Annotated in this window: 22 protein-coding genes and 1 pseudogene; 15 read left to right on the top strand and 8 right to left on the bottom strand. The window is 72.3% G+C overall.

The genetic code is table 11. From position 1 onward, the window contains the following. Positions 1 to 91 precede the first annotated feature (91 nt). Together RM788_RS47325 and RM788_RS47320 are read right to left on the bottom strand one after the other, a co-directional pair. Entirely contained in the window at positions 92 to 865 is a 774-nt protein-coding gene (locus tag RM788_RS47325; protein ID WP_315927645.1) for an alpha/beta hydrolase, read from the bottom strand. A 35-nt stretch (positions 866 to 900) separates the two neighbouring features. Then, positions 901 to 1,296: pseudogene (locus RM788_RS47320) on the bottom strand (alpha/beta fold hydrolase); the annotation flags it as partial. 220 nt (positions 1,297 to 1,516) lie between these two features. On the opposite strand from RM788_RS47320, the gene RM788_RS47315 reads away from it, so the two are divergent. Both RM788_RS47315 and RM788_RS47310 read left to right on the top strand, forming a co-directional pair. Next, a complete protein-coding gene (locus RM788_RS47315; protein WP_315927644.1) occupies positions 1,517 to 1,759 on the top strand; it encodes a hypothetical protein in 243 nt (80 codons plus the stop codon). A 146-nt stretch (positions 1,760 to 1,905) separates the two neighbouring features. Beyond that, complete coding sequence (locus RM788_RS47310) at positions 1,906 to 2,904, top strand: proline racemase family protein (RefSeq protein ID WP_315927642.1); 999 nt, start codon at positions 1,906 to 1,908, stop codon at positions 2,902 to 2,904. Positions 2,905 to 2,933: 29 nt separating this feature from the next. Here the strand turns inward: RM788_RS47310 and RM788_RS47305 are convergent, their stop codons facing one another. The 4 genes from RM788_RS47305 to RM788_RS47290 are packed head-to-tail and all read right to left on the bottom strand — an operon-like array spanning position 2,934 to position 6,173. Further along, on the bottom strand, positions 2,934 to 3,752 hold the full coding sequence (locus RM788_RS47305; RefSeq protein WP_315927640.1) for an IclR family transcriptional regulator domain-containing protein: 819 nt from the start codon (positions 3,750 to 3,752) through the stop codon (positions 2,934 to 2,936). Positions 3,753 to 3,775: 23 nt separating this feature from the next. After that, entirely contained in the window at positions 3,776 to 4,549 is a 774-nt protein-coding gene (locus RM788_RS47300; protein ID WP_315927638.1) for an SDR family NAD(P)-dependent oxidoreductase, read from the bottom strand. An 8-nt stretch (positions 4,550 to 4,557) separates the two neighbouring features. Then, positions 4,558 to 5,304 carry an SDR family NAD(P)-dependent oxidoreductase gene (locus RM788_RS47295; RefSeq protein ID WP_315927636.1) on the bottom strand — a complete coding sequence of 249 codons (747 nt, stop codon included), beginning with the start codon at positions 5,302 to 5,304 and terminating at the stop codon, positions 4,558 to 4,560. Further along, positions 5,301 to 6,173 carry a TIGR03619 family F420-dependent LLM class oxidoreductase gene (locus tag RM788_RS47290; RefSeq protein WP_315927634.1) on the bottom strand — a complete coding sequence of 291 codons (873 nt, stop codon included), beginning with the start codon at positions 6,171 to 6,173 and terminating at the stop codon, positions 5,301 to 5,303. The genes RM788_RS47295 and RM788_RS47290 overlap by 4 nt, the downstream gene beginning before the upstream one ends. Positions 6,174 to 6,326: 153 nt before the next feature. On the opposite strand from RM788_RS47290, the gene RM788_RS47285 reads away from it, so the two are divergent. Genes RM788_RS47285 through RM788_RS47250 form a run of 8 tightly spaced genes read left to right on the top strand, consistent with a single transcriptional unit; the run spans position 6,327 to position 13,583 of the window. Continuing rightward, positions 6,327 to 7,283 (top strand): VOC family protein, encoded by a 957-nt coding sequence (locus RM788_RS47285; RefSeq protein ID WP_315927632.1) that lies wholly within the window; start codon positions 6,327 to 6,329, stop codon positions 7,281 to 7,283. After that, positions 7,280 to 8,086 (top strand): amino acid ABC transporter ATP-binding protein, encoded by an 807-nt coding sequence (locus RM788_RS47280; RefSeq protein ID WP_315927630.1) that lies wholly within the window; start codon positions 7,280 to 7,282, stop codon positions 8,084 to 8,086. Before RM788_RS47285 ends, RM788_RS47280 begins: the two co-directional genes overlap by 4 nt. Then, entirely contained in the window at positions 8,086 to 8,865 is a 780-nt protein-coding gene (locus tag RM788_RS47275; RefSeq protein ID WP_315927628.1) for an amino acid ABC transporter permease, read from the top strand. The genes RM788_RS47280 and RM788_RS47275 overlap by 1 nt, the downstream gene beginning before the upstream one ends. Then, entirely contained in the window at positions 8,849 to 9,715 is an 867-nt protein-coding gene (locus tag RM788_RS47270) for a transporter substrate-binding domain-containing protein (RefSeq protein ID WP_315927625.1), read from the top strand. The genes RM788_RS47275 and RM788_RS47270 overlap by 17 nt, the downstream gene beginning before the upstream one ends. A 1-nt stretch (position 9,716) precedes the next feature. After that, positions 9,717 to 11,159: an FAD/NAD(P)-dependent oxidoreductase gene (locus RM788_RS47265; RefSeq protein WP_315927624.1), complete on the top strand. Its 1,443-nt coding sequence runs from the start codon at positions 9,717 to 9,719 to the stop codon at positions 11,157 to 11,159. After that, positions 11,156 to 12,355, top strand: a complete 1,200-nt coding sequence (locus RM788_RS47260) for an NAD(P)/FAD-dependent oxidoreductase (protein WP_315927622.1) — start codon at positions 11,156 to 11,158, stop codon at positions 12,353 to 12,355. Before RM788_RS47265 ends, RM788_RS47260 begins: the two co-directional genes overlap by 4 nt. Then, entirely contained in the window at positions 12,352 to 13,275 is a 924-nt protein-coding gene (locus tag RM788_RS47255) for a dihydrodipicolinate synthase family protein (protein ID WP_315927620.1), read from the top strand. Before RM788_RS47260 ends, RM788_RS47255 begins: the two co-directional genes overlap by 4 nt. Then, the gene (locus tag RM788_RS47250) at positions 13,272 to 13,583 is read left to right on the top strand and encodes a (2Fe-2S)-binding protein (RefSeq protein ID WP_315927618.1); all 312 of its coding nucleotides are present in this window, start codon (positions 13,272 to 13,274) and stop codon (positions 13,581 to 13,583) included. Before RM788_RS47255 ends, RM788_RS47250 begins: the two co-directional genes overlap by 4 nt. Before the next feature lie 19 nt (positions 13,584 to 13,602). Here the strand turns inward: RM788_RS47250 and RM788_RS47245 are convergent, their stop codons facing one another. Next, on the bottom strand, positions 13,603 to 15,033 hold the full coding sequence (locus tag RM788_RS47245; protein WP_399345297.1) for an NAD-dependent succinate-semialdehyde dehydrogenase: 1,431 nt from the start codon (positions 15,031 to 15,033) through the stop codon (positions 13,603 to 13,605). Between the two features lie 220 nt (positions 15,034 to 15,253). Between RM788_RS47245 and RM788_RS47240 the strand changes: the two genes are divergently transcribed. From RM788_RS47240 to RM788_RS47220, 5 genes are read left to right on the top strand one after another with little or no spacing between them, the layout of a single operon-like run. Then, a complete protein-coding gene (locus tag RM788_RS47240; RefSeq protein ID WP_315927614.1) occupies positions 15,254 to 16,621 on the top strand; it encodes an aminotransferase in 1,368 nt (455 codons plus the stop codon). Beyond that, the gene (locus tag RM788_RS47235; protein WP_315927612.1) at positions 16,618 to 17,712 is read left to right on the top strand and encodes an ATP-NAD kinase family protein; all 1,095 of its coding nucleotides are present in this window, start codon (positions 16,618 to 16,620) and stop codon (positions 17,710 to 17,712) included. Before RM788_RS47240 ends, RM788_RS47235 begins: the two co-directional genes overlap by 4 nt. A gap of 31 nt (positions 17,713 to 17,743) precedes the next feature. Next, on the top strand, positions 17,744 to 19,123 hold the full coding sequence (gene gcvPA, locus RM788_RS47230) for an aminomethyl-transferring glycine dehydrogenase subunit GcvPA (RefSeq protein WP_315927610.1): 1,380 nt from the start codon (positions 17,744 to 17,746) through the stop codon (positions 19,121 to 19,123). Then, entirely contained in the window at positions 19,120 to 20,628 is a 1,509-nt protein-coding gene (gene gcvPB / locus RM788_RS47225) for an aminomethyl-transferring glycine dehydrogenase subunit GcvPB (protein ID WP_315927608.1), read from the top strand. The genes gcvPA and gcvPB overlap by 4 nt, the downstream gene beginning before the upstream one ends. Further along, the gene (locus tag RM788_RS47220) at positions 20,625 to 21,560 is read left to right on the top strand and encodes a 3-hydroxyacyl-CoA dehydrogenase (protein WP_315927606.1); all 936 of its coding nucleotides are present in this window, start codon (positions 20,625 to 20,627) and stop codon (positions 21,558 to 21,560) included. The genes gcvPB and RM788_RS47220 overlap by 4 nt, the downstream gene beginning before the upstream one ends. A gap of 61 nt (positions 21,561 to 21,621) precedes the next feature. Here RM788_RS47220 and RM788_RS47215 read toward each other — a convergent pair whose 3' ends face one another. After that, positions 21,622 to 23,142 carry an FAD-dependent oxidoreductase gene (locus tag RM788_RS47215; protein WP_315927604.1) on the bottom strand — a complete coding sequence of 507 codons (1,521 nt, stop codon included), beginning with the start codon at positions 23,140 to 23,142 and terminating at the stop codon, positions 21,622 to 21,624.

Raw genomic sequence — 23,142 nt, 5'->3', positions numbered from 1 at the left:
TGTGGCGCGACGGTCGGATCGTCGCGCCACACCTGTTGTCGCCGTGGTCGACACCTCCGCGGTCCGGACCACGGCGACGGTCATGGGGGGGTTACTGCAGCTTCGGCTTCGCGTCCGCGCAGTCGACGTCCTTGTCCGGCAGGGTGCCGGAGGCGAGGAAGTCGACGGTCGCCTTGTCGGCGCAGGCGGAACCCTCGTTGTAGACGTAGTGCCCGCCGTTGTCGACGCCGACGAAGGCCGCCCGGCCGCCGAGGGCTTCGCGCAGTCCCAGTCCCGATTCCCACGGGGTCGCGTTGTCGCGGCGGTTCTGCAGGAGCAGCACGTTGCGCGGGCCCTGGTCGGTCACGGTGACGGCGGCCTCGGCCGGCGCCTGCCAGAACCCGCACGCCCAGATGTTCGCGGGCATGCCCGCGGTCAGCGGCCAGGCAGCGCGCTCGGCGGCGATGCGGCCCGCGTAGTCCCCGACCACGTGGGACCACTGGGCGTCGCCGCAGGTGATGGCCAGGAACATGGTCGCCTTGTTGTCCGCGGGAATGCCGGGGACGGCGGGCTCGTCGGCGAACACCTGTTGCAGCACCGCGATGTCGGCCTCGGTGGGCTTGCCGTCGGCCAGGTCGAGGGCGGCCTTCCAGAACTGGACGAGCACCGGGAGCCGCTGGTTGTGCAGCAGCAGGCCGTAGGTGACGCCGCGCAGCAGGCTCCCGTCGAGCGCCAGCGGCGTGCCGGGGAATACGGCGGGAGTGCGGTCCAGGCGGTCGGCGAGCGCGAGGTAGGTCTTGGTGACCTCGTCGGCGGTGGCACCCAGCCCGAGCGCGCCGTTCTCGGCGGCGGCGACCTTCGCGGCGTCGGGGAAGCGGTCGGCCATGCCTTGCTCCACAGGCCCGTCGACCGCTGCCAGACCTTGGTGGGGTCGACGTTGCCCTCCAGGACGACCCGGTCGGTCCGGTCCGCGAACAGGGCGAGGTACACGGCGCCGAGGTAGGTGCCGTAGGACTGGCCCCAGTAGGAGATCTTCTCCTCCCCCAACCCCTGGCGGATGAGGTCCATGTCCCGCGCGGTGTTGGCGGTGGTGAAGTACTTCAGGGTGTCGAATTTGGTGGCGCACTGCCCGGCCACGGCGCGGCCCGATTCAACGTTGCGGTCGATGGACCCGTCCGGCGCGGGGTAGGGGAAGAGGGAGAAGGCGTTGACGTCGGTGAGACCGCAGCTCTGCGGGGTGCTGTTGAAGACGCCGCGCGGGTCGAAACCGATCAGGTCGTAGGCCTCCAGCACCGACGGGGGCAGGGTCGCGGCCATCACCCCCGGCATGTCCAGGCCGGAATCGGCGGGACCGCCGGGGTTCAGCAGCATGACGCCGCGCCGCGCTCCCTGCTTGGCGGTGGGCAGCTTGGACACCGCTATCTGGATCTTCCGCCCGCCCGGATCGCCGTGGTCCAGGGGTACCTCCACCCGGCCGCAGGTCAGCCGGGGATCGCGAGTAGCGCCGTCTACCACGGGCGGGCACGGCCCCCACGCGATGCCCTCCACCGCCCCGGTGTCCGCGGTCGCGCCGGTGGACTCCGCCGCACGCGGCGCGTCCTCGTCGTCGGCGTCACCGCAGCCCGCCAGGCCCGTCCCGGCCAGCACCGCGGCCACCACCACCGCGGCGAACCTCGAACTCCGGAGGAGATCGGGTTTTCCCCTGCCGCGCATCGTCTTCATCGTCTTGTGCTCCGCTCCCCGGCGTGGCCGGACCTCGGTGGTCCGACCGCTGCTGTGATGCGGCGACGCTAACGGGAGAGCGCTGTCCGGCACATCCCCGCGGCGTGGACATCCGCGGTAGCTCTCACGGGGGACGGGTTCACCGCCGCCGCGCCCGCTCGTGTGTACTGTGGACACACGGGGGCAACCGAAGGGGTTGCGGCGTTGAGGTTTTCACGGCAGGTCCACGCGATCGACACGCACACCGAGGGCATGCCCACGCGGATCGTGACGGGCGGCGTGGGTGCGCTGCCCGGCGACTCGACGGCCGCCCGGCGGCGGTACCTCCTGGAGCACATGGACGACTTCCGGACGTTCCTCATGTGCGAGCCGCGCGGGCACGCGGCGATGGCGGGCGCGTTGCTGCAACCGCCCATCCTGCCGGAGGCGGACTTCGGGGTCGTCTACATGGACGCCGAGGGCAGCGTGCCGGTGTGCGGGCACGGCGCGATGGGCGTCGCCATGGCACTGGTCGAGACCGGCATGGTCGAGGTGCGCGAGCCGGTCACCACCGTCCGGCTCGACACGCCCGCGGGCCTCGTCACCGCCGACGTCGAGGTCGAGGACGGCCGCACCAGGCGGGTGTCCGTCACCGGCGTGCCGTCCTTCGTGCTGGGGCGGGATCTCCGGGTCGACGTCCCCGGCTTCGGCGCCATCGCCTACGACCTGGTCTACGGCGGCAACCACTGCGCCGTCCTCGACCTCGCCCAACTCGGCCTCCCCTTCGACCTCAAGGCCCGCAAGGAGATCCTCGCCGCCGGACTGGCCGTCGTCGCCGCCGTGGCCGCGACCGGGGAGTTCACCCACCCGTCCGGCGCGCCCGCGACGCTCCGGCACGCGCAACTGCTCGCGCCGGACGCGTCGGGCACGCGTTCACGGCACGCCATGGTGATCAGCCCCGGCTGGTTCGACCGGTCGCCGTGCGGAACGGGCACCGCGGGCCGCATGGCGCAGCTGCACGCCAGGGGCGAACTCGCGCTCGACACCGACTTCGTCAACGAGTCGTTCCTCGGCACCCGGTTCACCGGGCGGCTGCTCGGCGAGACCACCGTCGACGGCGTCGCCGCCGTCGTCCCCCGGATCTCCGGCCGGGCCTGGATCACCGGCACCGCCCAGTACAGCCTCGACCCGGACGACGTGCTGGCCGCGGGCTTCCTGCTCTAGGCGGTGCCCCCGGCTCCGGCGACCAGGCGCTAGTCCGCCCAGCTCGTCGAGTGGCTCAGGCCGAGTTCGATGTCGGCGGCGGCCTGCTTCACGAGCGGGACCAGGTCGTGCATGTCCTCGACCGATTTGCGGCCCACGTGGGTGGAGAGGTTGATCGCGGCGCGCGCCCGGCCCATCCGGTCGCGGACCGGGACGGCGATGGCGACCAGGCCCTCCTCCAGTTCCTGGTTCACCAGCGCGTACCCCTGGTGGCGGATCTTCTTCAGCTCCAGCCGGAACGCCGCGGGGTCGGTGATGGTGCGGGGCAGGATCCGCGTCAACTCGTTGTGGCGCAGGTAGTCCTCGATGAGGATCGGCGGCAGGTCGGCCAGCATGACCCTGCCCATCGCGGTGGCGTGCGCCGGGCGCCGGGCGCCGACGTTGACCGAGATCGTCATCAGCGCCGGGCCCGGAACCCGGACGACGTAGACGATGTCGCCGCGGTCGAGGATCGAGCCCTCGCTGGCCTCGGACGTCTCGGCGACCAGCTTCTCCAGCCGGGGCAGCGCGATGTCCGGGAACGACAGGGCGGAGAGGTAGGAGTACCCCAGTTCGAGCACGCGCGGGGTCAGCTCGAACCGGTTGTTCTTCCCGTCGACGTACCCCAACTCCGTCAGCGTCAGCAGGAACCGCCGGGTCGCCGCCCTGGTCAGCCCGGTGACCTGGGCGATCTCCGACACCGTCATGGACGGGTGCTCCGCGTCGAACACGCGGATGATGGCCAGGCCGCGTTCCAGCGACTGGACGAAGTCGCGGGATCTGCCGGCGGTCTCGCCGTCGGTCACCGGGTCGTCTGACGGGTCAATCACGAAAAGCCCTCCTCCGCAAGGAACTACCGGACGTACGACGCGCCGTTGACGTCCACTGTGGACCCGGAGAGGCTCGGGACGGCGTCCGTGGCGAGGAACGCGATCAGCGCCGCGATCTCCCCCGCCTCTACCAGCCGCCCCATCGCCAGGCCGTCGGCGACCGCACGGGTCTGCGCGTCGTCCTGACCCGCGATGGCCATGCCCGCGTTCACCACCCCCGGCGCCAGCACGTAGACCCGCAGGCCCTCCCTCGCGAAGTTCCGCGCGAACGTCTGCGCCAGGTTACGCACCGCCGCCTTGGACGCGGCGTAGGAGGTCAGGTCGCGCAGGCGCGACCCCTGTTCCGCGGCCCAGCTCGACAGCACGATGATCGTGCCCGACCCGCGGCCGACGAAGTACCGCGCGGCCTCGCGCATCAGCGCGCCCGTGCCGATCACGTTGACCTGGAGCGCTTCCTGCCAGCCCGCGTCCCACACCTCGTCGGGGCCGTCGAAGGGGGTGTCCGGGATGACGCCCGCGTTGAGCACCACCACGTCGACGTCCGGGTCCCAGGCCAGCGCCGCGCGCCACAGCTCCCGAGCGGCGGCCGGGGTGTCCAGATCGCCCTTGAGCACCAGCTTCCGCCCCTCCGGCAGGTCTTCCACGGCCTGCTCCGCGCCTTCGCGCTGGGTTCGGTAGTGCGCGATGACCGTGGCGTCCGCGGCGGCCAGCGCCCGCGCCGTCACCGCGCCGATGCCGCCGGACGCGCCGGTCAGCAGCACGGTCCGGCCGGTGAGCGCCTTCGCGTCCAGGTACACGTCTCCCCCTAGTGGATTCCGCCGTCGACGTTGATCAGCTGGCCGGTGACGGCCGAGGACAGGTCGCTGGTGAGGAAGGCGATCACGTCGGCGACCTCGCCCGCGGTGGCGATCCGGCCCAGCGCGGTCGACTCCGCCGCCCGGCGCAGCGCGTCGTCGACCCCCAGGCCGGTGGTGCGCCGTCGGGACTCCATCCGCTCGCGCAGCGCGTCGGTGGCGATCGGGCCCGGCGCGACCGCGTTGACCCGGACGCCCGAGCGGCCGAGCGCGAGCGCGGCGGACCGGACGATGCCGAGCGCCGCGTGCTTGCTGGCCGCGTAGGACACGATGTTGGGGTCGCCGCGCCAGGAGTTCAGCGAGGCCACGACGGTGATCGCGGAGCCCTGGCCGAGCACCGGGGCGGTGTGCTTGATCGTGCAGGCGACGCCGCGCGCGTTGATCGCCAGCACCCGGTCGAAGTCGTCGAGGTCCAGTTCGCCGACCTGCTGCCAGGACGGCACCACACCGGCCGCGGCCACGACCCCGTCCACACCGCCGAGCCGTCGCACGGCTTCGGCGACGGCCGCGCTCGTCGACTCCTCGTCGCGGACGTCCACGGCGGCGGAGGTCCAGCCGTCCGGTGGGGTGGCGGTCGTCGAGGCCAGGTCCAGCACGACGCCCGTCGCGCCCAGTTCGGCGAACCGCCGCGCGACGACCGCGCCGATCCCGTTGGCACCACCGGTGACGATCACCCGGCGTCCGGTCAGCAGCGTCATCCGCCCGCCCCGTCCCTCAGCACGGCGTGCTCGGCCGCGGCGTCGTCCACGTCGACGTCCACCACGACCTCGCCGACCCCGGCCTTCGCCAGGTCACCGAGGCGGCGGGCGACGGCGTCCGCCTGCCCGGCGGTCTGCACGATCCGCAGGACGACGTCGAGCGCGTCCGGATCCCGTTCGGCCTTCACCGCGGCGGCGCGGATCTGGCCGATCTCGGCGGCCAGGGCGTCCGGGTCGAGGTCGGGCAGCGACTGCTGGGCCAGCCAGCCGTCGCCGAGCCTGCCCGCGCGGCGCAGCGCCGTGGGCGAGTGGCCGCCGACGTACAGCGGGATCGGCCGGGCGGGAGCGGGCAGGACCAGCGTGCCCGGCGGGAGTTCGTAGTGCTCGCCCGACCGTCCTTCGGGGCGGCCGGTCCAGCAGTCGCGCAGCAGCCGGATCCACTCGACCATCCGCGGGCCGCGGGTGTCGAACGGCATGCCGAGGGCGTCGAACTCCTCCTTCAGCCAGCCCGCGCCGACACCCAGGACGAGGCGACCGCCGGAGATCGCGTCCACGGTGGCCGCCTGCTTGGCCAGCAGCACGGGATTGCGTTGCGGCAGGACGAGAACGGCCGTGCCGAGCCGGACCCGTTCGGTCACCGCCGCCGCGGCCGCGAGCGAGACGACCGCTTCCAGGTAGGGGGTGTCCGTCGGCCAGGTCGCCTTGCCGCCGGGGTCGAACGGGTACCAGGACCCGATCCGCTCGGGCAGCACGACGTGGTCGCTCACCCACAGCGAGTCGAACCCGGCGAGTTCCAGTTCACGGGCGCGCGCCGGGACCGATGGTCCGGTGGCCGAGCCGGTGTGGGGCAGCTTGACGCCGATCCTCATGGTTACCGAACGTAGGCATCGGTTGCCTGCTCGTCAAGCGCACATTTGTGCGCCAAGAGAAACACTGCACGTATTGCGGCCACTCGATCGGTATGCGAGCATCGGCCAACTCGCTTAGCCAAGCGGCGGCCCAGCCAGGAGGTAGCTGGACAAATGGTCGAAACCACTCGCAGACACGGTACGCTCACCGGCCTCGATCACATCGGTGTCGGCGTGTCCGACATGGACGCGTCGATGGTGTTCTACGCCGAACTGGGCTTCACCGATGTCGCGTTCGACTACACCGGACCACTGCCGGGGTTGCGCACAGTGACCGGCCACGAGGACACCGACGCCAGGGTGGTGTTCCTGCGGACCGCCAACCCGACCGTGCTCGGCCGCGCGTCCATCAAGCTCGTGCAGACCACCAGCCGGACGCCGCCGCCGATGCCCGAGGGCATGGCGTGGGGTGAACCGGGCATCTGCGAGGTCTGCGTGCACGTCAACCGACAGGGTGATTTCTACCGGGAGCTGATCGCGGGCGGGCGCACCGGGCTGATGGAGCCCAACGAGGCCGACCTGCCCCCGTACGAGACGCACTGCGGCCTGTCCTACGTGGCCGACCCCGACGGCGCCAAGATCGAGCTGATCGAGTGGTCCACGCTGGAGTCCGGGTGGCCGGTCGAGCCCGGCCCGCAGGGCGTGAACCACGTGGCGTTCGGCGTCACCGACATCGAGCGCACCAGGGACTTCTACCAGGAGCTGGGCTTCACCGGGCAGCTGTTCGAGTCGGACGGCTACTTCGAACCGATGCACCCCTGGTTCCACCCGCGCACTCCCCCGAGCCAGCGGATGATGCTGCTCACCAGCCCCTTCGGCGGAGCGCTCGAACCCGTGCAGCACGATCCCCCGTCACCGGACATGCGCGGTGAGTGGGGTCATCTGGGCACCTTCGAGTTCGCCGTGGGAGCACGGTGCGTCGACAGCGCGCTGGACCACCTCGCGGCCCTCGGGATCGCGCTCGTCGGAGAACCCGCCGAGATCGACCTAGGCGGCGGGGCGAGCTGGCGCTACGCGTACTTCCAGGACCCCGACGACCTCTACGTCTGCGTCACGGAGGTCCGCGCGTGAGCGCCACCCGACCATCCACGCAGGACGCTTCCGCCGCGGAGTCCTCCACGGCGGACCCGGTCATCCGGATCCGCGGCCTGCGCAAGTCGTTCGGCAACCTGGAGGTGCTGCGCGGCATCGACCTGGACGTGACCCGCGGCGAGCACGTCGTGATCTTCGGGCCGTCCGGTTCGGGCAAGTCCACCGTGCTGCGCAGCATCAACCTCCTCGAACAGCCGAGTGCGGGCTCCCTCAGGGTGGCGGGCGTCGAGTACGGGCCGGGGCTTCCCGGCGAGCCCGCCCCGCAGCGCGGCAAGGTGCTGCAACTGCGCCGCACCGTGGGCATGGTCTTCCAGCAGTTCAACCTCTTCCCGCACCTGACCGCGCTGGACAACGTCGCGCTGCCGCTGAGGTCCGTGCACGGCATGAAGAAGGACGCGGCCCAGCACAAGTCGGCCGAGGCGCTGCACCGGGTCGGGCTGCTGCCCCGCGCGGCGCACTACCCCGCGCAGCTGTCCGGTGGTCAGCAGCAGCGGGTCGCCATCGCCCGCGCGCTGGCGCTCGACCCGCAGGTGATGCTCTTCGACGAGCCGACCTCGGCGCTGGACCCGGAACTGGTCGGCGAGGTGCTCAAGACCATGCGGCTGGTCGCCGAGACGGGGATGACGATGGTCATCGTCACCCACGAACTGGGCTTCGCCAAGGACATCGGCGACCTCAACGTGTTCATGGAGGACGGTGTGGTGGTGGAGAGCGGTCCCCGCGGCTTCTTCGAGAACTGCGTCAGCCCGCGGGCCCGCGAGTTCATCCTGGCGGTGCGCTGATGGGTTTCGCCGACTACGACTGGGGCCTGATCTGGGACAACCACCAGGTCCTGCTGGACGGCCTGCTGACCGCGCTGCTGGTGTCGGTGATCGCGCTGGTCATCTCCATCGCGGGCGGGCTGCTGCTGGCGGTGATGCGGCTGTCGAAGCCGCCGATCTCGTGGATCGCCGCCGCCTACACCAACGTGTTCCGCGGGGTGCCCGCCCTGGTCAGCGTGATCTGGGTGTACTTCGGCATCTCGCTGCTGCTGGGCGTGAACTTCACCGTCTTCCAGGCCGGTGTGATCGCGCTTTCGCTGCTGTACAGCGCTTTCATGGCGGAGATCTTCCGCTCTGCCCTCGACGCGGTACCCCCCGGGCACCGGGAGGCGGGACAGGCGCTGGGCATGCGGTCGAGCCGGGTGTTCTTCTCGGTGATCCTGCCGCAGGCCATCAAGATCGCGCTGCCGAACCTGGGCAGCATGTACATCGGCATGGTCAAGGACACCTCGACCTTCACCGTGATCGGGCTGCTGGAGGTGGTCCGGGTGACCCAGAACCTGGTCTCCCAGACGTTCCAGCCGTTTGTGCTCTACACCGCCGCCGCGGCGATCTACGTGCTCGCGGCGTTCGTCATCGACATCGTCTTCCGACTGGTCGAGGGCGCGTACGCGCGTCCGCCACGCGGGGCGATCTCCCAGGTACTGCGCTCCCGGCAGCGGCGGCGCACCGAGCAGCTGATGGCCGAGGTCGGCAGCCAGCTCCCGAACGAGAGGAAAGCCCGTGTCCAGGAGTCCTGAGAAGCGCACGGCCAGACGGATCGCCCTGGCCGGTGTCGCCTTCGTGTCCACGCTCGTCCTCGCCGCCTGCGGCGGTGGGAGTTCGACCGGGTCCGGCAGCACCGCCGCCGGTGACGCGGGAGCGTCCGGCCTCAACCAGGCGGGCACCCTCACCGTGGGGATGAACCTCCAGTTCAAGCCGGAGATGTACCTCGACGACGCGGGCAAGCCCGCCGGGTACGACGTGGAGCTGCTCACCAAGCTCGCCACCGATCTGGGCGTGAAGCTCGACATCCAGAACCTCGACTTCAACGGCCTGATCCCCGGTCTGCAGAGCAAGAAGTTCGACATGGTGTCGGTCGGCCTGACCGCGACCGACGCGCGCAAGCAGGTGATCGACTTCTCCCGCGAGTACGTGCCGTACACCAGCGTGCTGGCCGTGAAGCAGGGCGACACGACCGCCGCCACCGTCGACGCCTACAACACCCCGAGCATGGTCATCACGGCGCTCCAGGGCTCGTCCGGCGAGCAACTGGCCAAGAAGACGTTCCCGAACGCCCAGGTCAAGAGCTTCGCCGACCAGAACGCGGCGCTGCTGGAGGTGTCCACCGGCCGGGCCAACGGCAGCGTGCTGGAGGACTACATCCTGGCCCAGTACCAGAAGGCCAACCCCAACCAGGTGGCGAAGGCGGCGCTGCCCAAGCCGCTCGACCTGGGTTACGGCTCGTGGGCCGTGCAGAAGGGCAACTCGGTGCTCTCCGCGAAGCTGAACACGTTCCTGTGCAAGGCGCAGGGCGACGGCACGCTCAAGTCGACCTACACGTCGGTCTTCGGGGTCGACGACTTCCCCGAGATGCCGGGGGGTTGCTGAGTTGGCGGAGTTCGACCTGCTCGTGGTCGGCGGAGGTCCGGCGGGCGTGACCGCCGCCGGCACCGCCGCCCGCGCGGGGCTCCGGGTGGTGCTCGTCGACGAGCGGCCCACCCTCGGCGGGCAGATCTTCAAGCAGCCGGGGCCTGGGTTCACCGTCACCGACCCGGCCGCGATGGGCCGCCAGTTCCGGTTCGGCCGGTCGGTGATCGACTCGGTGGACGGCCTCGGTGTGGACGTGCTGCTGCGCACCAGCGCGGTCGCGGTGGAGGGCAGGCAGGTCGTCCTCGTCACCGACGGGCAGGCCGCGCGGACGGTGACCGCGCCGCGGCTGGTGCTGGCGCCGGGCGCGCACGACCGCCCGGTGGCGTTCCCCGGCTGGACCCTGCCGGGCGTGATGACCGCGGGCGGCCTCCAGACGTTGGCGAAGACCCAGCGCGTGCTGCCCGGCAGGAGGATGCTGTTCGCCGGTTCGGGCCCGGTCGCGCTCGCGTTCCCCGCGCAGCTGGCCGGTTACGGCGCGACCGTCGTGGCCGCGCTGGAGGCCGGACCCGCGCCGCGACCGGCCGACTTCGCCCGGCTCGCCGCCGCGGGCCGGGGCAACCTGGACCTGCTGCGCGACGCGGCGCTCTACCGGGGAACCCTGGTGCGGCACCGGGTTCCGCTGCGGTACGGCCGGATCGTCGTGCGCGCCGAGGGCGACGGCCGGGTCGAACGGGTCGTGCACGCGCGGGTCGACGCCGACTGGCGCGTGGTCCCCGGCACCGAGGAGACCGTCGAGGTGGACGTGCTCGGCCTCGGCTACGGCTTCGTGCCGTCGCTGGAGCTGATGCGGCTGGCGGGGTGCGACTTCGACCACGACGAGGACCTGGGCGGGCACGTCGTCCGCCGGGACGACTGGAACCGGACCACCGCGGACGGCGTGTACGCCGCGGGTGACGGCGCCGGGGTCGAGGGCTCCTACGTGGCCATCGACGAGGGCCGGATCGCCGGGCTCGCCGCCGCGTTGGACGCGGGCGCGATCACCGCCTCCGGCGCGACCGCGCTCGCCGCCTCCTCCCGGCACCGGCTCGCCCGGCGCCGGGCGCTGACCGCTGCGACGAAGCGGCTCTACCGGGTCGGGCCCGGTGTGTTCGAACTGTTCACCGACACCACCGTGGTCTGCCGCTGCGAGGGCGTCCGGGCGTCCTCGATCTCCACCGCGGTCGGGACGACGGCCGACATCAACGTCGTGAAGGCGGTCACCCGTGCCGGGATGGGCCCGTGCCAGGGCCGCAACTGCCAGCGCCAGATCGCCGCGATGATCGCCGCCGAGCACGGCACTCCCGTGGCGGACGTCGCGCTCGCCACGCCGCGGATGCCGGTGCGGCCGGTGCCGATCAGCGCGATGGCCGACCACTCGATCGCCGGTCCCACGCTGTTCCTCGCCCGGCAGGAGAACCCGTGAGCACCAGGGACACCGCCCTGCCGTCGAGCACCGACGTCGTCGTGATCGGCGGCGGGATCGCGGGCACGGCCATGGCCTTCTACCTGGCGAGGGAGGGCGTCGACGTCGTGCTCGTCGAGCGCGGCGAGTTGAACCGCGAGGCGTCCGGCACCAACGCGGGCAGCTTCCACCTGCAACTGGCCATCCACCAGTTGTCCGGCCAGGGCGGCGACGCCGAGCGCGACCGGCTGCTCGCCGACGCGCGGCTCAGCCTGGAGGCGTTCGAGGTGTGGCAGGGCCTCGGCGCCGAACTCGACGGCGACCTCGACCTCCACCTCACCGGCGGCTGGATGGTCGCCGAGACCGAGGAGCAGCTGAAGACGCTGCGGGACAAGCACGAGCTGGAGCAGCTGGCCGGGATCGAGACCGAGGTCGTCACCGGCGACGACCTCCGGCAGCGGGCCCCGTACTTCACCGAGCGCCTGCTCGGCGCGACCTACTGCCCGCTCGAAGGACATGCCAACCCGCTGGTCGTGGCGCCGTTGTACGCGCTGCGCGCCGCGCAGCACGGGGCCGTCGTCCGGACGCACGTGGACGTGCTGGGCATCGACGTGCACGGCGCGACCGGGGCGCGGCGGTTCACCGTCCGCACGAGCGCCGGGCCGATCGACGCCGCCCGCGTCGTGGACTGCGGCGGGGCGTGGGCCGGGGAGCTGGCCTCGTTGGTGGGCCTGAGGTTCCCGGTGCGCAGCGAGGGCCTGCACGTCAACGTGACCGAGCCGCGGCCGCCGATGTTCCGGCCGATGATCCAGCACATCGGGCGCAGGCTGACGTTGAAGCAGACCGAGAACGACACCTTCATCATCGGCGGCGGCTGGCCGTCGCCCGCCATCGCTCCCCCGCGCCGCTACCCGACGAGCTGGCACAGCGCGGCGGGCAACACCGCCGTGGCTGTGTCGGTCGTGCCGGGCCTGGCCGACGTGCGGGTCGTGCGGACCTGGTCCGGGGTCATCGTGTTCACCGACGACTTCTCCCCCGTCGTCGGCGAGTCCCTTGCCGTGCCGGGGTTCCACGCCTGCGTGTCGTCGACCGGCTTCACCTTCAGCCCGATGTTCGCCCGGCAGCTGGCCGAGCAGATGGCGGGACCCGCGAGCGCGTCGCCGTTCCCGGAGCGCTACTCGCTGGACCGGGCCACCCACCGATTGGAGTTCCGATGAACCGCGACGACGTCGACTGGCAGGGCTACTTCCCCGCCTTCGTCACCCCCTTCACCGAGTCCGGGGACCTCGACCTCGACACGCTGCGCGCGCTGGTGGACCACTACGCGGCGGCGGGCATGCACGGCATCGTGGTCAACGGCACCTGCGGCGAGTGGTTCTCCCAGACCGCCGAGGAGCGCCGCGCGGTCGCCGAGGCCACGGTGTCCCAGGCGGCGGGCCGGATGCGGGTGCTCGTCGGCTGCACCGCGTACACCGCCAAGGAGACCGCGGAGTTCGCCCGGCACGCCCTGGCCGCCGGCGCGGACGGGGTGCTGGCGTCGCCGCCGCCGTACGCGAAGCTGTTCCCCGACGAGGTGGTCGCGTTCTACGAGGACGTCAACGCGGGCATCGACGGCCCGCTGGTGGTCTACAACTGGCCGCACGGCAGCGGGGTGGACATCGGCACGGACCTGGCCGACCGGCTCGCGGACGTCGGCCAGATCGTGGGGATCAAGGACAGCACCCCGGACGCCGACCAGTTCTTCGAGACCTCCCGGCGGGTCCGCGACCGGGTCCGCGTGTTCGGCCCGTACATGTCCGCCCGCGGTGTGGAAGTCCTGCGCGCCGAAGGCGGCGACGGCACCGTCGGCGGCGGTTCGCTGTTCGGGAAGCCGGACCCGGAGTTCTGGGAATCGGTGTGGCGCGGCGACTTCGACAGCGCCGCGAAGCATGCCGAGGCGAGCGACCGGCTGTTCCCGAAGCTGTGGCTGCCCGGCGGCTGGGCGGGCCACTTCGGCGCCTACCAGAGCCAGCTCAAGGCCCTCATGGCGATGCTCGGCCAGCCCGGCGGGCACGTGCGGCGGCCGCGGCTGCCGGTGACCGACGCGGAGAGCCTGGCGGCCATGCGGGCGGTGCTCGTCGAGGAAGGCCTGCTGTGAGGAGGCTCCCCGGTCACGGCCTGCGCCGCGGGGACGCCGTGGCGGTGACGGTCGACGGCGAGCCCACGACCGCCTACCTCGGCGAGAGCGTCGCCGTCGCGCTGATGGCGGGCGGCGACCTCTCGACCCGCACCACGAAGGGCGGGGAGAACCGGGGCCTGTTCTGCGGCATGGGCGTCTGCTTCGACTGCCTGGTCGTCGTGGACGGCGTGCCGGGCACGCGCGCCTGCGTCACGTGGGTGCGCGACGGCATGGACATCGCCCGGCAGGACGGACCAGGGGTGCGCCGTGCGGCGCCCGGCGGGTGACCCGCCGGGTGCCCGCCCGTCAGCCGAGGCCGTCGACGCAGAGGTACTTCAGGTCGGTGAACTCGTCCAGGCCGTGGCGCGAGCCCTCGCGGCCGACGCCGGACTCCTTGACCCCGCCGAAGGGCGCGCCCTCGTAGGAGATCAGGCCGGTGTTCACGCCGACGACGCCGAACTCCAGCGCCTCGCCGACCCGCCACATCCGACCGAGGTCGCGGGTGAAGAAGTACGACGCCAGCCCGAACGGCGTGTCGTTGGCGATGTCCACGGCCTCGTCCTCGGTGTCGAACCTGATCACCGCGGCGACCGGCCCGAAGGTCTCCTCCCGCGCCACCAGCATGTCCCGGCGGACACCGGTCAGCAGGGTCGGCTCGAAGTAGGTGCGGCCCAGCGCGTGCCGGTCGCCGCCGCTGAGCACCTTCGCGCCGCCCTCCACGGCGTCCGCGATGTGCCGCTGCACCTTGGCCACGGCCTCCTCGGAGATCAGCGGTCCCTGCTCGGATCCGGCGTCGAAGCCGTTGCCGACGGTCAGCGCCTCGATCGCGGCCTGGAACCCCTCCACGAAAGCGTCGTGGATCCCGGACTGGACCAGGATCCGGTTGGCGCACACGCAGGTCTGGCCCGCGTTGCGGAACTTCGACGCCATCGCGCCCGCGACCGCCGCGTCGAGGTCGGCGTCGTCGAACACGATCAGCGGCGCGTTCCCGCCGAGTTCGAGCGCGACCTTCTTGACCGTGCGGGCGCTCTGGGCCATCAGCAGCTTGCCCACCTCGGTGGAGCCGGTGAAGCTCAGCGCCCGCACGCCGGGGTGCGCGGTCAGGATCTCGCCGACCAGTTCCGGCGGGCCGGGCACGACGCTCAGCACACCGCGCGGAATCCCCGCGCGGGAGGCGAGTTCGGCCAGCGCGGTCGCCGACAGCGGGGTCTCGTCGGCGGGCTTGACGATCATCGGGCAGCCCGCCGCGAGGGCGGGGCCCGCCTTGCGCAGGATCATCGCGGACGGGAAGTTCCACGGCGTGATGGCCGCGCTGACGCCGACCGGCGTCCGCAGGGTCAGCAGCCGCCGTCCGTCCACGTTGGTCGGGATGACGTCGCCGTAGGCGCGCTTGCACTCCTCGGCGTACCACTCCACGAACCCCGCGCCGTACAGGATCTCGCCGCGCGCCTCCGCGAGCGGCTTGCCCTGCTCGGCGGTGAGGATCACGGCCAGGTCGTCGGCGTTCTCCACGATCAGCTCGTACCAGCGGCGCAGGATCCGGGCGCGCGCGGGCGCGGTCGTCTTCGCCCAGCCCGGCGAGGCCGCCTCCGCCGCGGCGATGGCGCGGTGCACGTCGTCCCCGGTCGCGAACGCCACCTCGGCGATCACCGCGCCGGTGGCCGGGTCGGTCACCTCGATCCGGTGGCCCGCCGATCCCGGCGTCCACTCGCCGTCGATGAACAACTCGTCCCGCAGCAGGCTCGGGTCTCGCAACTGGGACCGGTCGAACTGGGAATCCACGGCGTCTGCCTTCCTGACGAACTCCTGGGAATTCCGGCGAGTCGGACGAACCCCCGAGTGCGTGACGTCCAAGTGGCCGGTATGCGCACGATAGTACGCTTTGCGGCCATCCCTTGCTACATTGCAGCGGCAGTCACCTCCCCACAACCGATCCCGACGGATGCGTAGGCCAGCCATGACGATCGAGGACATCGACAAGCAGTTCGTCTTCCACCCGTTCACCAACCTGCGTGAGCACGAGCGCTCCGGCCCCCTGACCATCACCTCGGCGCGCGGCTCCACCCTCACCGACACCAAGGGCCGGACCTACCTCGACGCGATGGCCGGGCTGTGGTGCGTCAACATCGGCTACGGCAACACCGAGATGGCCGAAACCCTGCGTGCGCAAGCCGAACGACTGCCCTACTACCACGCGTTCGCCTCGATGGGGAACGAGCCGGTGGCCCACCTCGCGCAGCGGCTGATCGCGATGGCGCCGGGGTCGATGTCCAAGGTGTTCTTCGGCAACAGCGGCTCGGACGCCAACGACACCCAGGTCAAACTGGTCTGGTACTACAACAACGTCCTGGGCAGGCAGGAGAAGAAGAAGATCATCTCGCGCAACCGCGGCTACCACGGCGTGACCGTGATGTCCGGCAGCCTGTGCGGCCTGCCCGGCATGCACGCCGGGTTCGACCTGCCGCTGCCGATGGTCCGCTACGTCCGCGCGCCGCACCGGTTGTGGGAGCAGAAGCCCGAGGAGTCCGAAGAGGACTTCGTGCGCGGCCTCGCCGACGAACTCGACCGGCTGATCATCGCCGAGGGCCCGGACACCGTCGCCGCGTTCATCGCCGAGCCGTTGCAGGCGGCGGGCGGGGTGATCGTGCCGCCCGCGTCGTACTTCCCGGCCATCCAGGAGGTGCTGCGCCGCCACGACGTGCTGCTGATCGCCGACGAGGTGGTCACCGGGTTCGGCCGCACCGGCTCCGAGTTCGGCTCCCAGGTCTTCGGGATGCAGCCCGACCTGATCACCGTGGCCAAGGGCATCACGTCGGCTTACGTGCCGCTGTCGGCCTGCCTGGTCTCGGACGCGGTGTGGGACGTGATCGCCTCCGGCTCGGACAAGTTCGGGCTCTTCAGCCACGGCTACACCTACTCGGCGCACCCGCTCGCGGCGGCCGCGGCGATGACCAACCTCGACATCATCGAGCGCGACGGCCTGATCGCGCGGGCGAAGGCGCGCGGCGACCACCTCGCGCACAAGCTGAAGGCCGCGTTCGGCGACCACCCCCTGGTCGGCGACGTCCGCGGCTACGGCCTGGTGGGCGCGGTCGAGTTCGTGCGGTCGCGCGAACCGCTGACGGCGTTCGACCCCGGCCTGAAGGTCGCCGCCGCGGTGGTGAAGGCCAGCCGGGAGCACGGGGTGATCACCCGCGCGCTGCCCGCCGCCGACACGATCTCGTTCTCGCCGCCGTTCGTGGTCACCGAGGCCGAGATCGACGAGATGGTCGACGGGACCCGCCGGGCCCTGGACGACGTCGTGGCGGAGCTGGGGCTGCTGTGACGACCATCGGTGTCGTGATCAACCCGGTCGCCGGGATGGGCGGCCGGGTGGGACTGCACGGCACCGACGGGGCCGCGCTGGCCGCGGCCGTGCGCCGGGGTGCGACGCCAGTCGCGCCGCACCGCGCCCGCCGCGCGCTCGACCGGCTGCACGCGCTCGCCCCCGACGTCCGGATCGTCACCGTCGGCGGACCGATGGGCACCGACCACCTGCCGGGTTCCGGGTGGAGCGCGGAAGTCCTGCCGGGGAACCCCGGTCCGACCACCGCGGCCGACACCCGTGCCGCGGTGCGGGCGATGACCGCGGCGGGCGTCGGACTGGTCCTGTTCGTCGGCGGCGACGGCACCGCGCGGGACGTGGCCGGTGTCGTCGGGACCGGCGTCCCGGTGCTGGGCGTGCCGTCCGGCGTGAAGATGCACTCCGGGGTGTTCGCGACCGGCCCCGAGGTCGCGGGTGCCACGGCCGCGCGGTTCGCCGCGGACCCGGCGCGGATCGGCACGGTCGACGCCGAGGTCGTCGACCTCGACGGCTCCTCCCCCAGGCTGTTCGGCGTCGCCCGCGTGCCCCGCGTCCGCAACGCCCTGCAGGGGGCCAAAACCGTCCACCCCGGCGACGGCGACCTGGCCGGGCTGGGGCGCGAGGTCGCCAAGGGCGCGCCGGCGGGCAGGCTCCTGCTGCTCGGGCCGGGAATCACCGTCGCCCACGTGAGCGCCGCGCTGGGCGTCCCCGCGACGCCGCTCGGGGTCGACGTGGTGCTCGACGGCGAGGTGCTGGCCGCCGACGCCGACGAGGCCACGCTGCTCGCGCTGCTGGCCGACCACCCGCGGGCGACGCTGGTGCTCGGTGTGGTGGGCGGTCAGGGTTTCCTGCTCGGCCGGGGCAACCAGCAGATCAGCGCCGACGTGCTCGCCGCCGTCGGTCCGGACAACATCGAGATCCTCGCCGCGCCGGGGAAGATCGCCGCGCTCGACCCGCCGGTGCTGCGGGTCGACCTCGGTGACGAGCGCGCGGCCGTCCCCGTCGCCGGTTACCACAGGGTGCGCACCGGCCAGGGCCGGAGCACGGTCCTGCGAGTCGTCGCCCAGCAGTAGAAGGGAGCAGAAGCCAGTGGCCCATCCGTACATGCCCAACTCCACCCCGGAGACGAAGGCGACCATGATGAGGGCCGTCGGCGTCTCGGACGTCGACGAGCTGTTCGGGGAGATCCCGGCCGACCACCTCGCCGCGGAGCCGATCGCGCTGGCCGCGGGCATCCGGTCGGAGGCCGTGGTCGACCGGACGATGCGGCGGCTGCTCAAGTCCGACACGAGCTGCGCGGAGAACCTGAACTTCCTCGGCGCGGGCTGCTGGCAGCACTACGTCCCCGCGGTGTGCGACGAGATCGCGAACCGCAGCGAGTTCCTGACCCCGGTGTGGGGCACGCCGTCGTCGGACCACGGCCGCAACCAGGCGTGGTTCGAGTTCACCTCCCAGCTGGGCGAGCTGGTCGGCATGGAGTTCGTCGGCCTGCCCGTGTACAGCTGGGGCGCGGCCGCCGGGCACGCGATCCGGATGGCCGCCAGGCTCACCGGCCGCCGCGAGGTGCTGGTGCCCGACACCATCGACCCCGAACGCCTGGCCGTCATCCGGACCAGCTGCGGGACAAGGGAACTCGGCGACCCGATCACGGTCGTCACCGTCCCGCACGACCCCGCGACCGGCCGGGTCGACGTGCCCGCGCTGACCGCGGCGATCAGCGGGGCGACCGCCGCGGTGTACCTGGAGACCCCCACGTACCTGGGTGTCGTCGAGGCGGACGCCGCCGACATCGCGGCTCTGGCCCGGAGGAACGGCGCGGAGACGATCGTCGGCGTCGACCCGATCTCCCTCGGCGTGCTGCTGCCGCCCTCGGAGTACGGCGCGGACATCGTCGTCGGCACCACGCAACCCCTTGGCGTGCACATGAACGCGGGCGGCGGCGTCGGCGGGTTCATCGCCACGCGCGACGAGGAGCGCTACGCCCGCGAGTACCCGACGCTCCAGGTGAGCCTGTGCGACACGCTCGTCCCCGGCGAGCGCGCGTTCGGCATGACCCTGTTCCACCAGACCTCCTACGGATCGCGGGAGGAGGGCAACGACTGGACCGGCAACTCGGTCTACCTGTGGGCCGTCGTGAACGCCGTCTACCTGGCGCTGATGGGGCCCAAGGGGTTCGCCGAGATCGGCGAGACGATCCTCGCGGGCAGCGCGCACGCCGCCCGCCGGATCGCGGACATCCCCGGCGTGGGCGTGCGGTGGACGTCCGGGTTCTTCAAGGAGTTCGTCGTCGACTTCACCGCCACCGGCAAGACCGTCGCGGCCGTCAACGCGTCCCTGCGCGCACAGGGGATCTTCGGCGGCAAGGACCTGTCCGCCGACTTCCCGGACCTGGGCCAGTCGGCGCTGTACTGCGTCACCGAGATCCACACCGAGGACGACATCACCGCGCTGGTCGGCGCGCTCACCGAGGCGGTCTCCGCATGAACCTCCGTCGCTACCACGCCGCCGTCTGGGACGAGCCGCTCATCATGGAGCAGGGCGCGCCCGGCCGCCGCGGCTTCGTCCCGCCCGCGCCGATCGGGTCCACGGCCGACCTCGTCCCCGCGGGCATGCGCCGCGTCGTCCCGCCCGCGCTGCCGGAGGTCGCCGAACCGGACGTGCTGCGCCACTACCTGCACCTGTCGCAGCAGACGATGGGCATGGTCGGCATCAGCCTGTTCGGCACCTGCACGATGAAGTACAACCCGCGCGTCAACGAGCGGTTGGCCGCCGGGATCGCCGACGTGCACCCGCACCAGGACGACAGCACGGTCCAGGGACTGCTGGAGATCGTGCACGGGTTCGACGTCATGCTGCGCGAACTGTCCGGAATGGACAGGTTCGTCTTCCAGGCGGGCGGCGGTGCCGCGGCGGCGTACCTGCACACGTGCGTCACCCGCGCCTACCACGAGTCGCGCGGCGAACTCGGCAGGCGGACCGAGATCATCACCACCTCGCAGGCCCACCCGTGCAACCCCGCCACCGCCGCGGCGGCCGGGTTCGACGTGATCACCCTGCCCGTGGAGGAGGACGGCTACCCGTCCGTGGAGGCGCTGCGGGCCGCCGTGAGCGACCGCACGGCCGCGCTGATGGTCAACAACCCCGACGACATGGGCATCTACAACCCGCACATCAAGGAGTGGGTGGACATCGTCCACGAGGCGGGCGGCCTGTGCTTCTACGACCACGCCAACTTCAACGGCGTGATGAGCCGGATCCGGGCGGCGGAACTCGGGTTCGACGCGTGCATGTTCATGCTGCACAAGACCTTCGGCGTCCCGAAGGGCGGCGGCGGTCCCGCCGTGGGCGCCTACGGCTGCACGGCCGCGCTCGAACCGTTCCTGCCCGGCCCGCTCGTGGAGCGGACCGAGGACGGTTACGTCCGGCGGGAGAACCCCGGCGGCATCGGCCGGGTGCGGGAATTCCTCGGCAACGTGCCGCAGGTGGTGAAGGCGTACTCGTGGGTGCTCGCGATGGGCGCCGACGGCATCCGCGAGGCGGCCGACCTCTCCGTGCTGGCCAACAACTACATGGAACAGCGGCTGTTGGAGATCCCCGGCGTCACCAAGTCGTTCGACCACCTCACCGGGCGGCGGCTGGAGATGACCCGGTTCAGCCTCGGCACGTACACCGCCGAGACCGGCGTGACCGCGGCCGACGTGCAGAACCGCATGACGGACTTCGGCGTGGACGCGTTCTGGCTCAGCCACGAACCGTGGATCGTGCCCGAGCCGTTCACCCCGGAGGCCGGGGAAACCTGGTCGGTCGAGGACATCGACTACTGGATCGACGTGCTGGAGCACGTGCTCCAGGAGGGCCGCGAGGACGCCGAACTGGTGCGCACCGCGCCGCACAACCAGGTCGTGGCCCAGATCGACGGCTCCAGCCTGGACGACCCGGCGCGCTGGGCCACCACGTGGCGGGCCTACCAGCGCAAGAACGCCCGATGACGGCGGTCGTCGGAGCCGGGAGCATCGGCGTCGCGTGGGCGGTCGTGTTCGCGCGCGCCGGGCACCCGGTCGCCCTGTTCGACATCTCCCCCGACCGGCTCTCCGCCGCCACCGGCGAACTCCGGTCCGCAGTGGACGAACTCCACCGGCACGGCCTGCTCGCCGAGGACCCGGACTCGCTGCTGGCGCGGGTCCGGGTCGCGTCGTCGCTGGCGGACGCCGTCTCGTCCGCGACCCACGTCCAGGAGTGCGTCGCCGAGTCGCTGCCCGTCAAGCAGGAGCTGTTCGCCCGGCTCGACGAGCTGGCACCGCCCGACGCGGTGCTGGCCAGCTCCACGTCGATGATCCCGTGCTCGCGGTTCGCCGCGGACCTGCCCGGCCGGGCGCGCTGCCTGGTCGTGCACCCCGGCAACCCGCCGTACCTGCTGCCGATCGCGGAACTCGTGCCCGCGCCCTTCACCGACCCCGCGGTCGTCGAGACGACCCGCGTGCTGCTGGCGGAGGCGGGGATGACCCCGGTCGTGCTGGCCAAGGAGGTCGAGGGGTTCGTGTTCAACCGCCTCCAGGGCGCCGTGCTCCGCGAGGCCTACACCCTGGTCCGCGACGGCGTGATGACCCCGGCGGACGTCGACCTGGTGGTGAGCCACGGCCTCGGCCGCCGCTGGTCGGTGCTCGGGCCGTTCAGCACCGCCGACCTCAACACCCGCGGCGGCCTGGAACGGCACGCCGAGGTCATGGGCCCGGCCTACGCGCGGATGGCGGGCGAGAACGCCCCGTGGACCCCCGAACTGGTTCGCTCGGTGGCCGACACCGTCCACGCGACCCTGCCGCCGGAGCGGTGGGAGGACAACGTCCGCCGCCGCGACCACGCCCTCATGCTGCTCGAAGCGGCCCGGCGCACCGCACCGGAACTGTTCACCCCCGAACCCTGACGTTCCGCGGCGCGGTTTGCGCGAGCAAGGTGTCGCGGCTCGGCGCCGTGGCCGAGCACGGCTAGCAGCTCGTCGGACCGCCGAACCACCGGTGGGCGGCCCGTTCGAACGCCTCGACGTCGGGGTCGCGGTCGCCGACCCAGGCGATCACGCCGTCCGGGCGCACGAGCACGGCGCCGCAGCCGAGGTCGTTCCTCGCCGTCCCCGCCGCGTACCGCATCCGGCTCTCCCAGCCCGCGGCCGACCCGCGCAGGCGCGCGTCGGTGCTGAAGTCGAGGACGACGCCCAACCCGTCCCGCATCAGGTCGCCGAGGCCGGTCCCGTCCCCAAGGCGGAACTCCGGGGCGTTGCGGCCGACCAGCGGGTGCTCGTCGCCGAGGTCGTAGCGGGTCGCGGTGCCCGACGTCCGGGCGAACACGTAGGTGGTGCCGTCACGGGTGCCGAGCAGGTCGCGGATCACGCCCTGGATCGCCTGGGAGTGCGCGTCCGGCCCGATCGCGGCCACCTGGGCCCGCGACCAGTCGAGCACCCGTGCGCCGACCGGGTGGCGCTCGGGGGTGTAGGTGTCGAGGAGCCCGTCCGGCGCGTGCCCGTGGACGGTGGCCGCGAGCTTCCACCCCAGGTTCACCGCGTCGCCGACGCCGAGGTTGAGGCCCTGCCCGCCCAGCGGGGAGTGGATGTGGGCGGCGTCGCCCGCGAGCAGGACGCGCCCCCGCCGGTAGGTCGACGTCTGCATCGCCCGGTCGGTGAAGGTCGAGGCGAGGTGCAGCTCGCTCAGCGTCACGTCGGTGCCCGATACCCGGCGCAGGACCTCCTGGACGTGCTCCAGGGTCGGCGGCCGCGAACGGTCGAACGCGCCGCCGTCGAAGTCCTGGATGCCGAGGTACCCCTCGAAGGGCGTCCGCAGGTACATGCCCGTCGACGTGGGGGTGAAGCCGGGCTTCAGCTTCTCGGGGTCGACGATGGTGGCGAGCACGGCGTAGCCGGTGAACCGCGGCTCGCTGCCCACGAAGTCGAAGCCCGCGAGTCCGCGCACCGCGCTGCGCCCGCCGTCGCAGCCGACGAGCCAGCGCGCCGGGTGCTCGTGCCCACCGGCGTGCGCGACCACGACGTCGTCGTCCTGCGTGACGGCCGAGACCGCGACGCCGCGCCTGATCTCCACGCCGAGCTTGGCCGCCCGCTCGGACAGCACCGCCTCGACCGCCTCCAGGCTGGTCATCACGCCGTCCAGCGCCGGGCCGGGCAGCCGGAACGGCAGGGCGGCGAGGTCGACGTCGGCCGGATCGAGCATGATCCCGCCGAAGTGGCTCACCCCGCGGGGCGGCGGCGCCTCGTCCACGTCGAGGTCCACCACGGGATCGGCGGCGCCCGACGCCGCCAGCAGCGGGTGCAGCATCCCGCGGCGGTGGAACGCCTCGACCGATCCGGCGGACAGGCCCCGCATCCCGAGCGGCAACGCCTTCCACGGCGAGCCGGGCTCCGGCTCCCGTTCGAGCACCAGGACGGAACAGCCCGCGAGGCCGAGTTCGCAGGCCAGGAACAGGCCGACCGGGCCCGCGCCCACGATCACCACGTCGTGCAT

The sequence above is a fragment of the Umezawaea sp. Da 62-37 genome, assembly GCF_032460545.1.
Classification (GTDB): domain Bacteria; phylum Actinomycetota; class Actinomycetes; order Mycobacteriales; family Pseudonocardiaceae; genus Umezawaea.
The sequence above is the reverse complement of the archived record's forward strand: the minus strand, read 5'-3'. Positions and strand labels throughout refer to the sequence as shown.

Bases quoted from the DNA above. Each gene is read 5' to 3' on its own strand.
- gcvPA (WP_315927610.1), top strand. From the start codon at position 17,744: ATGCCCAACTCCACCCCGGAGACGAAGGCGACCATGATGAGGGCCGTC.
- RM788_RS47255 (WP_315927620.1), top strand. From the start codon at position 12,352: ATGAACCGCGACGACGTCGACTGGCAGGGCTACTTCCCCGCCTTCGTC.
- RM788_RS47240 (WP_315927614.1), top strand. From the start codon at position 15,254: ATGACGATCGAGGACATCGACAAGCAGTTCGTCTTCCACCCGTTCACC.
- RM788_RS47275 (WP_315927628.1), top strand. From the start codon at position 8,086: ATGGGTTTCGCCGACTACGACTGGGGCCTGATCTGGGACAACCACCAG.
- RM788_RS47215 (WP_315927604.1), bottom strand. From the start codon at position 23,142: ATGCACGACGTGGTGATCGTGGGCGCGGGCCCGGTCGGCCTGTTCCTG.
- gcvPB (WP_315927608.1), top strand. From the start codon at position 19,120: ATGAACCTCCGTCGCTACCACGCCGCCGTCTGGGACGAGCCGCTCATC.
- RM788_RS47295 (WP_315927636.1), bottom strand. From the start codon at position 5,304: ATGACGCTGCTGACCGGACGCCGGGTGATCGTCACCGGTGGTGCCAAC.
- RM788_RS47315 (WP_315927644.1), top strand. From the start codon at position 1,517: ATGCCCTCCACCGCCCCGGTGTCCGCGGTCGCGCCGGTGGACTCCGCC.
- RM788_RS47285 (WP_315927632.1), top strand. From the start codon at position 6,327: ATGGTCGAAACCACTCGCAGACACGGTACGCTCACCGGCCTCGATCAC.
- RM788_RS47325 (WP_315927645.1), bottom strand. From the start codon at position 865: ATGGCCGACCGCTTCCCCGACGCCGCGAAGGTCGCCGCCGCCGAGAAC.
- RM788_RS47290 (WP_315927634.1), bottom strand. From the start codon at position 6,173: ATGAGGATCGGCGTCAAGCTGCCCCACACCGGCTCGGCCACCGGACCA.
- RM788_RS47220 (WP_315927606.1), top strand. From the start codon at position 20,625: ATGACGGCGGTCGTCGGAGCCGGGAGCATCGGCGTCGCGTGGGCGGTC.